Source organism: uncultured Algibacter sp. (assembly GCF_947495925.1).
GTDB lineage: Bacteria > Bacteroidota > Bacteroidia > Flavobacteriales > Flavobacteriaceae > Algibacter_E.
On the sequence record NZ_CANMAU010000002.1, the window covers coordinates 650,940 to 663,068 of the forward strand.

At 31.9% G+C, this 12,129-nt stretch carries 14 protein-coding genes; 4 read left to right on the forward strand and 10 right to left on the reverse strand.

The window, feature by feature from the left end; genetic code table 11:
• Positions 1-4: 4 nt before the first annotated feature.
• Genes Q0857_RS06105 through Q0857_RS06125 form a run of 5 tightly spaced genes read right to left on the reverse strand, consistent with a single transcriptional unit; the run spans position 5 to position 4,384 of the window.
• Positions 5-847, reverse strand: coding sequence for a hypothetical protein (locus Q0857_RS06105; protein ID WP_133968887.1), 843 nt, complete (start codon positions 845-847; stop codon positions 5-7).
• Positions 848-849: 2 nt separating this feature from the next.
• Positions 850-1,419 carry a conjugal transfer protein gene (locus Q0857_RS06110; RefSeq protein ID WP_298533074.1) on the reverse strand — a complete coding sequence of 190 codons (570 nt, stop codon included), beginning with the start codon at positions 1,417-1,419 and terminating at the stop codon, positions 850-852.
• Between the two features lie 4 nt (positions 1,420-1,423).
• Entirely contained in the window at positions 1,424-3,826 is a 2,403-nt protein-coding gene (locus Q0857_RS06115) for a TraG family conjugative transposon ATPase (RefSeq protein ID WP_298533075.1), read from the reverse strand.
• Positions 3,813-4,097 carry a hypothetical protein gene (locus Q0857_RS06120; RefSeq protein WP_298533076.1) on the reverse strand — a complete coding sequence of 95 codons (285 nt, stop codon included), beginning with the start codon at positions 4,095-4,097 and terminating at the stop codon, positions 3,813-3,815. Before Q0857_RS06120 ends, Q0857_RS06115 begins: the two co-directional genes overlap by 14 nt.
• The gene (locus tag Q0857_RS06125) at positions 4,097-4,384 is read right to left on the reverse strand and encodes a hypothetical protein (RefSeq protein ID WP_069831856.1); all 288 of its coding nucleotides are present in this window, start codon (positions 4,382-4,384) and stop codon (positions 4,097-4,099) included. The genes Q0857_RS06120 and Q0857_RS06125 overlap by 1 nt, the downstream gene beginning before the upstream one ends.
• Positions 4,385-4,559: 175 nt before the next feature.
• On the opposite strand from Q0857_RS06125, the gene Q0857_RS06130 reads away from it, so the two are divergent.
• From Q0857_RS06130 to Q0857_RS06140, 4 genes are all read left to right on the forward strand, one after another.
• Positions 4,560-5,213, forward strand: a complete 654-nt coding sequence (locus Q0857_RS06130) for an N-acetylmuramoyl-L-alanine amidase (protein ID WP_298533078.1) — start codon at positions 4,560-4,562, stop codon at positions 5,211-5,213.
• 224 nt (positions 5,214-5,437) lie between these two features.
• Positions 5,438-6,262 carry an ABC-three component system protein gene (locus Q0857_RS06135; RefSeq protein ID WP_298533079.1) on the forward strand — a complete coding sequence of 275 codons (825 nt, stop codon included), beginning with the start codon at positions 5,438-5,440 and terminating at the stop codon, positions 6,260-6,262.
• On the forward strand, positions 6,259-6,489 hold the full coding sequence (locus tag Q0857_RS16930; RefSeq protein ID WP_367278075.1) for an ABC-three component system middle component 6: 231 nt from the start codon (positions 6,259-6,261) through the stop codon (positions 6,487-6,489). Before Q0857_RS06135 ends, Q0857_RS16930 begins: the two co-directional genes overlap by 4 nt.
• Positions 6,480-8,177 (forward strand): DUF2326 domain-containing protein, encoded by a 1,698-nt coding sequence (locus Q0857_RS06140; RefSeq protein WP_298533080.1) that lies wholly within the window; start codon positions 6,480-6,482, stop codon positions 8,175-8,177. Before Q0857_RS16930 ends, Q0857_RS06140 begins: the two co-directional genes overlap by 10 nt.
• A 77-nt stretch (positions 8,178-8,254) precedes the next feature.
• On the opposite strand, the gene Q0857_RS06145 is transcribed toward Q0857_RS06140, so the two are convergent.
• The 5 genes from Q0857_RS06145 to Q0857_RS06165 all read right to left on the reverse strand — a co-directional run bounded on the left by Q0857_RS06145 (position 8,255) and on the right by Q0857_RS06165 (position 12,069).
• On the reverse strand, positions 8,255-9,373 hold the full coding sequence (locus tag Q0857_RS06145; RefSeq protein WP_298533081.1) for a hypothetical protein: 1,119 nt from the start codon (positions 9,371-9,373) through the stop codon (positions 8,255-8,257).
• Positions 9,374-9,386: 13 nt separating this feature from the next.
• Positions 9,387-10,043, reverse strand: coding sequence for an ATPase (locus tag Q0857_RS06150; RefSeq protein ID WP_298533083.1), 657 nt, complete (start codon positions 10,041-10,043; stop codon positions 9,387-9,389).
• The gene (locus Q0857_RS06155; protein WP_298533084.1) at positions 10,027-10,674 is read right to left on the reverse strand and encodes a hypothetical protein; all 648 of its coding nucleotides are present in this window, start codon (positions 10,672-10,674) and stop codon (positions 10,027-10,029) included. Before Q0857_RS06155 ends, Q0857_RS06150 begins: the two co-directional genes overlap by 17 nt.
• Before the next feature lie 6 nt (positions 10,675-10,680).
• Complete coding sequence (locus Q0857_RS06160) at positions 10,681-10,962, reverse strand: helix-turn-helix domain-containing protein (protein ID WP_028283588.1); 282 nt, start codon at positions 10,960-10,962, stop codon at positions 10,681-10,683.
• Between the two features lie 279 nt (positions 10,963-11,241).
• On the reverse strand, positions 11,242-12,069 hold the full coding sequence (locus Q0857_RS06165) for an RteC domain-containing protein (RefSeq protein WP_298533087.1): 828 nt from the start codon (positions 12,067-12,069) through the stop codon (positions 11,242-11,244).
• Positions 12,070-12,129: the final 60 nt, after the last annotated feature.

A 12,129-nucleotide genomic window follows, 5' to 3' on the forward strand; every position in this document is an offset into this window, starting at 1 on the left:
TGAATTAGCTGGTAAACAATCTAAGTGTAAAGGATGTGGCGCGTTTGTATAACTTGAATTTCAGGAATACTATAAAACCTACCGAACCTAATTGTACAACAGGCGCAAAGAATCCTTGGCCAAAATCGGTACCAAACAAGTTGGTCCAGAAGTTGGTGTTTATTTCAGTATATATGGCATTTACAAATACATTGACTAGAAAGAAAGCTGGCACTAGCATATAGACAGCTGCATATAGTTTGAAAAATGTGTATGCAAGTGAACGGAACTTTTCGAATACAGCCAGACTTATAACCAATGGAAAAAATGCTTGCATAATTCCTAAAAGAAAGAAACGTTCTGCTAAAAATAGAGGGTAGATAAACAGGTCAAGAATCCATAAGATGGTACTCAACATAAACGCTAATATCTTGAATCCATAAAGTGGTGTTACCAAAGCTTCATAAAGTAAAGTCATTGCCATACTTGCAGCATCCAATAAGCCTACCTCTTCTTCAAGCGGTAAATCCTGTAATTGCAATGGTAGCAACGCAGGTGCAGTCCCTCGATATTGTCCTTCAATGGCAACTAAAATACCATCGAAAAACCCTAACACCTGCGTTGAAAAAATAACCAATAACACCACGGCAAAATTCTTTGCTAGTTCACCAGGACTCAATCCCCAAGAATAACCATCTTTATCCGCAATCCCTTCATTGTACTTTTTAAGAATGTTGACTAGAAAAAACAAAACAGCAAGCGTTTTCATTCCTGCAATGGTATATTGAGAGAAACTGCTGTTCTGTATGGTTTGAAACACCGTGTCGATATATTCTAGCCCAATTCCTAAGATGATGGTTGCGGTCATTTCTAATAGTTTGTTTCGCGATTATTGACTTTATCCTGCATTTTTCTGAAGGAGATAATATCCTTGTAACGTTTCGTTTTTGTCTTGATATTTGAAACCATTTCCTTCGATTCCAGTTCTTTTTCTTTTAGTACTTCTGCACGTTCGGCGTCTGTCATTTTAAGATTATCGCTGGATAAAATTTCACCCATAAATTCGACGGTGTCCAATGAGTTTTGAACTATGGCATCGAATGATTCTGCAATTCGTGTAACTTCTTCAGGTTTTATATATGGCGAATTCAAAATGTCTTGTAAGTCATTTTGCATAACCTGAATAAGACGTTGATTGTTTTGTGCAATTTCCTCAACCGCTCTAAGTTGTTGCACTACACTAGATACTTTTTCTATGGCTTCTTTTGCATCCTTTAAAAATTTCACAGACTTAATCATTTGAGCTGTCTGTTTACCAGATTCTATAAGTTGTTTTACCAAACTGATAAAATTGGTATTGTCATAAGTGGGCATTCCTTGAGCTTTAATATTTAAGCTAAACAGTAATACCATTGTGAGTAATAAGATTTTTGTTTTCATTGTTTTACGTTTTAGATGTGAATTGAATTATTGCTTTTTGCATATCATGATGGGCTTCGTAGAGCTTCATAATGTCTTCGTTTTCTTGTCCATCGGTTAAATAAGCCGCATAGACTTCCTTCGGTACTTCGAGCCTGAAAATGTTACTTTCCTTTCCGATTTTTATAAACATTTCGGTATATTTTCTTGGACCAGAAAGATTGTTTTTAATGGATTTTAATTGGTTTAAGTCGTGGCTAGATAGGTTGAGTCTTTTAACGAGTTCGTCATAACCTTTTTCATTATTTAAGCTATAAATAACCTGAGTATTTTCTAGGATGCTTGCTGATGTTGAATTATTTGGAAGCTGATTAATGGATTGTAGAATAATACCAATTGCGCCATTTTGTTTTCTAATGGCTTGATAATAGAATTCCACACTTTCTAGTACGTTTTCAAACTTCAGTTGTTTGGCAAACTCATCGAATAGGATGATGCCTTTTTCAGCTCGATTTTTCCAAATGGTTCTTTGAATAGCAGACTTAATGAGCTTCAACATTACGGACAAAATTTCCTTATTGTCTTTTACTTCGTCTAGTTCAAAAACAATCAATCGTTTATCCTCAATTTTATAGGTTTGATCTTCGCTAACTTCAAATAGAAAACTATATAGACCATCGCCAACATACTCAGACATGACGTGTAAAAAACTCGTAACATTAAAGTAGTCGGGATGGATTTTAAGGGTAGTAAGAAGATCTTTCTGATTCCTTTCTATAAAATTATAATAGCCTTCCAATGAATGATTTTCTGAAGAGCTATTGTAATAGTGACGCAGAATCTTTTTAACGGAAACAGATTGCGCTTTAGTTACTTTCAAATCTGAAGCAAACAATTCAAAAAGAAATACCGATAAATCTTCAAGTCGTTCTGGTGTCAGATCATTTTTATTGCTGATGTAAAAAGGATTGATACCTAAGTTTTTTCCGCTTTCATATCGTAATACGGTATATTTTTCAGGATAGAGTTTGGCAAATTTGGTGTAAGAACCACCCAAATCAATAATAACTAAGCGAACACCACTTTCAAAATATTGGCGTAAAATGTTATTCGCCAAAAACGATTTGCCTTCGCCTGTTGGTGCGAAAATGGCAAAGTTTCTAGCTTTGATTCGTTTCTTTTTTTCATCCCAAACATCTTTTAATACCGGAATGTTATGTTCTCTATCATTAAAGATGATTCCTGTTTTATCTGATTTATAGTTGGTATTATTAATGAACAGGCAAAGGGCATGTTTTAAATCGGTAACATATAAATCATTGTTTGAGAAATTGGAAGAAAAACAGCAGTAACTATTCAATATATAATTTTTGCGTTCTTCGCCTCTTGGATAGTAAGGGATAATGTCTAATTCCTTAAATTCAGTCTTAATTTTAGAAGTTATTTTGTCCAGCTCTTTAACATCTTTCGACCAATACACAATGTTTAAATGACCACGAATAATGCGTGAATTATCATCTGCATTTATCTGGTCCAAAATGTGCTGAATTTTACCAAGTACCACTTTGTTCTGTGAACCAAAATTTGAACTTTTGTTGAGTTCCTCTATTTTCTTATCCAACAGCTTGCGCCATTTCTGTTTGTCATCCAAATAAAGAATCTGGTTAACAATATGGTTTTCATTAAGTGTAAGTCCTAGACCATCAATAAACCCTTGATGAAACACAAAATCGTCTGAAGTGAATTTCTCATTGGTTTTACTACTCTGTACGCTTTCGCCAAAGCATAGTTCGCTGTTAATGGCAAGCGCATCAAAATGGTGTTCGCCAATATTAACGCTTTTCTTTTCCAATAAAATATCGGTGTCAAATCCCTCGTTGAATCCATTGAAATAACTACTCGTTAATTGCTGAATATCTTCTGCCTTTAGTGGAAGAAATTCTATTTTTCTACTATTATTTATAAAAGAAACCGAATCGTTTACAGAGTTAGCGAAACTCTTAATATTATCATCTAATTTTTGTACAATACCCTTTGGAATTTTTCTGAAGGGATTGACATATTTGGGGTTGTTAAGTGCTTTGTTCTTGGTTAAGATGAAGAATAGATAACATTTATGTTCTATGTGTCCACGACCTTTAAAATGCTCGTAGGTAGCTTTTTCCAAAAAAGTGGTGTTCGGAAGTTGTTCTGAATCATAAGACTTTTTAAGGTAAATGTCCTGTTTGTGAACCACAGTTCCAATTGGCAGCGATTTCAAAGCTTGAAACCATGCGCCATGCATATCCTCAAAATCCTTTTCGGACAAGGAATAGATTTCTGGAAGATTCCCTTCATAGCATAAGACCACATTGCCATTGTTGGCAAATACTATATGGTCTTGAATATCTACAATGGGTTGATATGCTGAAATATTAATCTTCTTCATAATCGAAACCTGAATTTCTTTTGTTACTAATGATTTGCGGAAAAGCTTTTGCCATCTGAAAAAGTTGTGGATCGTTGGTTATGCGTGTCAAGGCAACATATAAGGCTGCATTGAAAATGAGTATGCCAATTATCATCACAAAGCTGAAAGAGAAAATGATGATTAATAATGACGCAAGAATAGAAACCATCATTAATGCAAACAGGGAAATGGGCAGTCCAAAAATTACTGCCCGTTTCCTAATGTTTTTATAAACCTCGTATCGTTTCATTACACTACGATAGTTATTAAGTAAGTGAATATGCCTACCACAGCACCAGCAATGAGAACAAATACTAAAACACGAGTAATACCTTTTTTAAGGTCTGCGTTCTCGCCAAAGAAATGACCAGCATTAAACAGGAATCCAACAAGAAAGATAACACCTAGAATGATTGGGAAAATGGTTCTAATGGTATCTGAAACATCATTTACAGAATCTTCAATACCACCAATTTGTGCAAAGCTTGACGCTGATGTCATCAAGAATGTGAGTAAGATAAAAATTGATTTTTTCATAATTATTTGGTTTAGCCTTTCGAGGCAGTTTCTAATTTTATTTTGTGAAATCTATTACGAAATGAAGATAAAGGAAGAAAATCTCTAAATTTTAACGATAATTGGTGTTAAACTTTTGAAGATTATTAAGGAAGTGATTGATTTCTTGAATATTGTGTAATCTAAAACGATTATTATGAGCACATTAAATCAAATTATAGTCTTACTATTCTGCCTAGTTTTTCTAAATCTATCTTATGCGCAGAATGGTAAAGACAAAACAATAAATCCTATTGTAGTAATAGATCCTGGACATGGCGGAAAAGATGCTGGTGCAACGACCAGAAATGGTATAAAGGAAAAAGATATTGCTTTGGGTATTGCTTCTAAAATAGTGGTACTCAATAATACCTTATTTAAAGACCCTCTAATGTTATTTCTCACTAGATATACAGATACATTAATATCTCTAGGCGATAGAACACAACTAGCCAAAAAACTAAAAGCTGATATATTTATTTCGATACATTGTAACCAAGCCATAAACAGAACAGCATCAGGAACAGAAGTTTTCATTCATCCTAAAAGTGAAGTTCAAGCTGAAGAATCTGCGTATCTAGGATTTACCATACAAAAAGGATTGGCAGATTTACTTGGTATTAAAGACAGAGGTATAAAATATGGTAATTTTCAGGTGTTACGAGATAACGACTATAGTAATGCAACAATACTTTTAGAACTTGGTTTTTTATCCCAAACGGATGAAGCTATCTACTTAACTAAAGAAGAATCTCAAAATGCTGTTGCTTTGGTTGTGTTTAAGTCTATTATTGAATTTTTAGAGTTATGAGGGAGTTAGGGGTTGCAATAATGAAGAGTTTAAAAGAAATTTTAGTTGTGTTTTTTAATATTTTATTCCAAAAATGAAATTAGAATTAATGCTTTAGGGAAAGATTATAGATATAGTTATTCTTTAAAATATTCATGAGTGTTAAATGCTTTAAAAAATAGTTAGCTAACAATCTATTACACTATTTTTTAAATTAAAATTAAAGAATTACTTACATTTGTTTAATGGGAAAAGGACCAAGAAATTATAGTCAACTAACAAGAACTAGACTTTTCAGTTTATCAGGTAACCAATGTGCATTTCCAGGTTGCCCTATAACTTTTACAAACCCAGAGAACGATACAAATCTTTCAAATATATGTCATATTGCAGGTGCAGAAAAAGGAGGAGAAAGATATGATCCAAATATGACTGATAAAGAAAGAGCTAGTTATGAAAATTTAATTTTGCTATGCGCTAACCATCATCTTACAACTAATGATGTTTCAAAACACACGGTTTTATCATTAAAAAAGATGAAACAAGACCATGAGAAAGAAGTTTTGAAAAAAATTGGTGCGACAGATATTTTAAATAAATATCCTTCATCTTTAGCTTTGATTATTAATCACATCAGTTCAATAGACATAGAAAATGCCGATATGCTGACTTCAACTAATATTTATAGCCCTGATAAAAAAATCACTTATAATGAAGTTGTGGTTCATAAACCAATTCTTGAAGAGTATAAAGTTTATCATGGAAAATTGAATAAAATTTACTCTGAAATTGAAAAGCAAGGTTCTTTTAAAAAAGAATTGCTTTTACAAAATATCAATAAATTATATTTAAAAGCCAAAGGAGAATTACTTGGAATAGATACTAGTATTGAAAACATTCGAAAAAATGCAGATAATTTAATTGAACTTGTCGAAAAATATTTATGGGAATTATATGAAAAAAGCCCAAATGCTAAAGAAGATATTCCTTTTGAAGCTGTAAATGTTGGTATGAAAATTATTATTGTTGATGCATTTGTTAGATGTAAAATTTTGGAGGAGCCTAAATGATTTTAAATAAAGACATAAATCCAGAACATTCACTATATTTTATAGGTTCGTTAATTATTAATGAACTGATAAGGTCTGAAGATAAAAATTCCGATTTCTTAGAAGTATATCGAGGAATTCGAGATAATCATCCAATTACAATGAATATATTTACTCTCAGTTTAGATTGGTTGTTTCTAAATGGAATTGTAGACATCAAAAAAGGAAAAATAGAAAAATGTTTCTAAAGCTTTTAAAAATAGAAAATGATAAAAATATCATTAGAGATATTCCTTTTCATAAAGGAATAAATTTAATTGTAGATGAAACTAACTCAGATAATGAACAAGAATCTGGTAATAATGTAGGGAAAACAACTGTTATAAGGCTTATCGATTTTTGTCTTGGCGGCAAAGGAAAAAACATTTATCAAGATCAAGAATTTAAAAGCAAAGGAAACAATGTAATTGAAACCTTTCTTAAAGGAAACAACATTATAATTACTTTAGTTCTAAAAGAAGATTTAGATGTTCCTAAATCAAGAGAAATTACAATACGTAGAAATTTTTTAGCTAGAAAAGAGAAAATTCAAGAAATTGATGGAGAGCCATTCAATGATGAAAATTTCAAAAAAGAATTAAAGAAATTAATTTTTCATTCGGAGAAACTAAAACCAACTTTCAGACAACTTATCGCCAAAAATATTCGAGATGAAAAAAACAGACTTGTTAATGCAGTAAAAGTATTGCATTTTAACACTACTGCTGATGAGTACGAACCATTATATCTTTTTTGGTTAGGTATCGATTTGGATGATGGAGACAAAAAGCAACGATTACTTTCACAAAAGAAAATTGAAGAGAACTTACAAAAAAGATTACGTAAAGAGAGTAATCTATCTCAGATTAAACAATCTTTAACTGTTGTTAATCGTTCAATTTCAGAATTGGAAATTACCAAGGAGAATTTCAATATAAATGAAAATTATGATAATGATTTATCGTCATTGAATACTATAAAATCTCAAATCAATAAAATTTCAACTGACATAAGTAAAACAGAAATAAGGAAAGAGCTCATTGAAGAAAGTAAATCCGAACTTGAAAAAGAATATTCTAATATTGATGCCTCACAGATTCAATTTTTATATGAAGAAGCTAAGATTTTAAATCCTTCAATCCAAAAGTCGTTTGAAGAAACATTGAATTTTCATAATTCAATGCTTTCAGAAAAAATTAATTTCATAACTGAAGAACTTCCTTCACTAAATGAATCAATAATATCCAAGAGGAGAGAGCTTCAAGAATTATTAATTAACGAAGAAAAATTTACTACAAAGCTAAAAAAGTCAGGTGCAGTTTCAGAATTACAAGAAATAATTACAAGCCTTAATATAGCTTATGAAAAAAAAGGTAGTCTCGAAGAATTGAAAAGGTTATGGGAGAAATCGATGGGTAAATTGGATGAAATTTCTGATGATTTGGATGAAATCGATAAATCAATTACTGATAAAGACGGTTTAATACAAGAGAGAATATCCGAATTCAATAAGTATTTTTCATCAATTTCTAATAAATTATACGGAGAACAATTTGTTATGAGTTCTGATAAATCAGAAAAAGGCTATGAATTAAATATAACAAGCCTTAGTGGAAATTTGGGAACGGGAAAAAAGAAAGGGCAAATTGCTGCTTTTGATTTAGCATATATTCAATTTGCTGATTCGCTTGATATTGAATCCCTACATTTCATTATTCATGACCAGATAGAAACAGTACATGGAAATCAAATTTTGAATTTGATGACTACTATTATAAATGAAATAAATTGTCAGTATATAGCACCAGTTCTTAGGGATAAACTTCCGTCAGATATGAATATTTCCATTTATGAAGTATTAAAACTATCTCAAGAAAGTAAATTATTTAAAATCTAGAAAACAAATTGGACACAATAAAGTATTGTGCAAATATTAAACAGAAAGATTACATTTCTGTTCAATTTTTTTCTAAGCTATAAATCAATCTTTCCCCAAACCAAAGGATGCTCACTAGCAGCGACATTTCTATTAGAAACAGATTTGTAAATAGACCATTGCGGATGCTTTTCTGGCCACATCGCTTTGCGGTTTAAGCCACTATCCTTCATTTTATTAAATAGAGCAGGCGAGAAGAGCATGTAATCTTTCTGTTTTATGTTAACACCCATTCTGAAAGCGCCCAATCTGAAGTATGTACCATCATTTCCCTTATCGATATCCACTTCAAAAGACAGGTGTTTCGTGATGTCTTTTAGGTCTGTATCTTGAATTAAAGGCGATAGGGAATTACAATAAGATGGCGCGTTAAATGTACCTGCTATGATGATATGGGTTTTGCCTTGAGCTATAAGTTTATTGTAAACTTCAGCAATCTTGCAAACTTGTTTTTTTCGAATGCTATCCGATTGTTTACTGTCCTTTGTGGGCTTTTTTAAATAAGCATTTAATAGCCAAATGGTTTCTTTTGATGGTGTGCTAATTTCATATTCAATAAGATTTTTGCCATCATCGTTAGTTGCTGCATTGATATTATGAGTTCTAACAGCTTCAAGATTATAGCCTTGTCGCAATGCTATTCCCATTTCTAAACTATCCATATCATTGCCTTGAATCACAAAAGAGTTGTTAAAAGGTTTGCAGTCAAATTCTGGTAGAATGAGCTGGTTAAAGTCTTCAAATGATGCCCTATCCTCGATTTCTTGTAGAAGTAAAATATCTGGATTTACGTTGGCGATAACTTGTGCTTTATGTTGTGTTGATTTAGGATGAATAGGAACGGTTTGTAGTTTTATCCATCCGTTCCAATCTGTGAGATTACCAGCTTTGTTATCAATAGAATGGATAAGACCTTTCATAAAGAGAAAACCTGCTTTTCGTCTCAAAACAGCATAAGGACGAGGACTTGATTTTTCAAAACCAATTAAAAATGATAGTTCTCTAATACGATCTTGCTGGATCAATGATTTAGAGGGTTCAAGCATGAGTTCGTCAAGCTCAATTGTCCAATCGGCGGTTAGATTTTTGGTTAGTTTTTCTAGTAGACTTCTGTCTCTGTGAAATAAGTTCTGAACATTAAAAGTTGCTATTTTCATAATTTCTAAATTTTTACTTTCGTTTATCGTTAGTATCTTGATCGAATGCTATGAGATTGAATAATTCTCGCATCCTACTTCGGACTCTATTGCCATATAAATCTTCCAATTCTTCTGCATTTAGGTTTGTAGTTCCGTGTGTTTTTATGTGATGATTTATAAAAAGTTCGTGACGTGAGAGTAAGATTTCGCCCATCACGTTACAGTCCTTTCCGTAGTGTCTTCCAATAGGTTCTACACCTAAATCATCAAAACAGAAAAACTGCCTACAACCATAATCTTCAATCGTTTTGTAGCCAATGTGATTGAAACCAAATACAATATTTCTGGAAGGAATCAGGATGTATGGTTTTTGTAACGGAACGATATTTTTAAGCAAAATCATTAAGCTTGTTTTGCCACAGCCTACAGGTCCGGAAAGTAAAATACCTTTATCTGGATCTATCTTGTTTTTCTCGCAGTTTGCTTTGTCTTTTATGAAATAATGACAGAGTTTTAAAATGATTGGATGGTCTTCTTCGTAGATTTTAAAACCGTTACCAAAGAGCATTTTTCCTTTGACATCGAGGTAAATTAAGATTTTTTCAAAATCGTACGTCACTTCTTTGCCATCAAACGTGCCAATGTCATACGTTTTGTGTTCTTCGACTATTTTACAAGGGTTGACCATAATCTTTGTTTTTACTGGTTCTCAGGTTGTCCTTTTTTTGAGGAACTGCATCTGCAGTTTCAAATTCATTGGCTTTAAGCATCCAATTACTTGCAGTAGCATGCCAATCTTCTATTTTTATTTTGCCACCAATTTTCCAACCAATGCCTTGATAGTGGTTGTAGAATTTCTTGGCTTCATTATCTGGCCATTTTTTCTTTTTAAAAAAATCAATGACTTCAAATTCATTTTTTGGTAGCTTAGTTTTATTTATGTTTTCTATTTGTTTATTAATGTTTGTATTACGTATCAATGCTTGTTCAGTACTTGTTTCAAACTCATTCACAACTTGTTCAGAGGTTGTACCGAAATTGAACAACTTGATTTTACTGCCTTTATATGGATTATGTGAAGGGAAATATTTTAGATAATCCCATGAATCCATCTGTTTTAAACAACGATGATAAGTTGCTGTCGAACCAATTTTTGAGAGTTCCATAACTTCTTGTCTGTCTATGTAAAATTCTTCTCGAAATCGGTTTAAATTCCAAAACTGAAACAAAGCCATATATAAGCTTACATGAGTTGTATTTAACCTTTTGTCTGCATAGAATTTTTGAAATACAGCATTGAGATGTTTTATATAATTCATACATATTTATTCAGTTTTATGATGAACTCGATTATTATCCATAACCTTCTGAATTTCTTCGGAATCATAAAAAATGATACCACCTACCTTTGTATAAGGAAGTGTTCCTTTAATTCGAAGATTCTGTAAAGTGCCAGGACTAATTTGCAGTAAGTCCATAAGTTCTGAGGATTTTAGATATTTCTTCAGTTTACCTTGCGCTTGTTTACTTAAAAGTTTTTTGATATCGTCGAGCAGTTCAAGTTTGAAATCTCTAAGATCATCTGTAGTAATAATTGTTGCTGGCATAGTAGAACTATTTTTAGAAAAGAACTACCATTTTGCTTTCAATTAAAATGATAGCCCTTGACCTGATTTGACTTTCGTTCTACAAATTTGAATAGTATTGATGGATTTTAATCACAAGTAAGACCAGAGTACGGTCAAATTTTAACATTATTAAATTTGATGCTATTTGGTGTGTTTTGATGTTGTTATGAGTGAATTATTGATTAGAAAAAGTAGATAATTGGAATAAAAACATGTAAGCAGGAGGTCAACCGTATGTGGTTAAAAAAATGAATATTTTTATTCGTCAGCGCTATCCATTTTAAGAAGTAAACCATTGGATAAATCATCCAGAAACTTGGTTCTGCTTATTTTTCGAGATTTGATTTCAGAGAATATTTTATAGAAATCCCCAAGGTCAAATTGTAATACTTTTTGCAGAGCTGTTGCTATTTCTTTTATATCGACGTTGCCATTATTGATTACACGATTATAATAAAGTGCATAGATTAGTTCTGTCAATGCAGATTTAGAAGATGTCCATTTTAGGTTTGTTTTATTAACTTCATCAGTAGATTTTCCATTCTTTATTTTATCAAGTCTAAATTTTAAGTAATTTATAAAAAGCTTGTAGGCTCTAATCTTACCTAAGAGCATATCGCGAGGCGTACTAAAATCTGGATCTTGAAAATAAAATTTTGATGATGAGATTAAGAAGCTGTCTAAATGACCTCTTGTGTAATATTCCTTATCAAAGTGATGGAGTTTAGCTTCAACATATTGGTTGAAATCAATATTGTATAAATAGAACCGATTAAGCTTTCGAAGTTTTTTCCTTAAGGCTTTTTCTTGGTCTTGAACATTTGATTTTGGAAACTGAAGTTCAAAAGAACGTATTTCGGTGTAATAGATTAGTTGAATTAAAGAGGTTTGTTTTTGATGTTTGAAGAATTCTACTTCCTTTGGAACTGAAACAAACCCCGTTTTAATAATAGCTTTTTTAAAATCATTTAATGTATTGCGCGATAGGATGATGATTTGACTAGACGTGTCAAGGATGGATAAGGAACTTTGTTCAATTTTTTCAAGTTCATTTGTGTAAATAGTATTGCGTAAGTTAAAATCCATCACAAAAGTTTAGTTATACACGCGGTATCCAATAGATTATCTATTGACTTTTAATAGTGT

Excerpts from the sequence above, each read along its gene's own strand:
- Q0857_RS06105 (WP_133968887.1), bottom strand. The coding sequence starts at position 847 with ATGACCGCAACCATCATCTTAGGAATTGGGCTAGAATATATCGACACG.
- Q0857_RS06110 (WP_298533074.1), bottom strand. The coding sequence starts at position 1,419 with ATGAAAACAAAAATCTTATTACTCACAATGGTATTACTGTTTAGCTTA.
- Q0857_RS06115 (WP_298533075.1), bottom strand. The coding sequence starts at position 3,826 with ATGAAGAAGATTAATATTTCAGCATATCAACCCATTGTAGATATTCAA.
- Q0857_RS06120 (WP_298533076.1), bottom strand. The coding sequence starts at position 4,097 with ATGAAACGATACGAGGTTTATAAAAACATTAGGAAACGGGCAGTAATT.
- Q0857_RS06125 (WP_069831856.1), bottom strand. The coding sequence starts at position 4,384 with ATGAAAAAATCAATTTTTATCTTACTCACATTCTTGATGACATCAGCG.
- Q0857_RS06130 (WP_298533078.1), top strand. The coding sequence starts at position 4,560 with ATGAGCACATTAAATCAAATTATAGTCTTACTATTCTGCCTAGTTTTT.
- Q0857_RS06135 (WP_298533079.1), top strand. The coding sequence starts at position 5,438 with ATGGGAAAAGGACCAAGAAATTATAGTCAACTAACAAGAACTAGACTT.
- Q0857_RS16930 (WP_367278075.1), top strand. The coding sequence starts at position 6,259 with ATGATTTTAAATAAAGACATAAATCCAGAACATTCACTATATTTTATA.
- Q0857_RS06140 (WP_298533080.1), top strand. The coding sequence starts at position 6,480 with ATGTTTCTAAAGCTTTTAAAAATAGAAAATGATAAAAATATCATTAGA.
- Q0857_RS06145 (WP_298533081.1), bottom strand. The coding sequence starts at position 9,373 with ATGAAAATAGCAACTTTTAATGTTCAGAACTTATTTCACAGAGACAGA.
- Q0857_RS06150 (WP_298533083.1), bottom strand. The coding sequence starts at position 10,043 with ATGGTCAACCCTTGTAAAATAGTCGAAGAACACAAAACGTATGACATT.
- Q0857_RS06155 (WP_298533084.1), bottom strand. The coding sequence starts at position 10,674 with ATGAATTATATAAAACATCTCAATGCTGTATTTCAAAAATTCTATGCA.
- Q0857_RS06160 (WP_028283588.1), bottom strand. The coding sequence starts at position 10,962 with ATGCCAGCAACAATTATTACTACAGATGATCTTAGAGATTTCAAACTT.
- Q0857_RS06165 (WP_298533087.1), bottom strand. The coding sequence starts at position 12,069 with ATGGATTTTAACTTACGCAATACTATTTACACAAATGAACTTGAAAAA.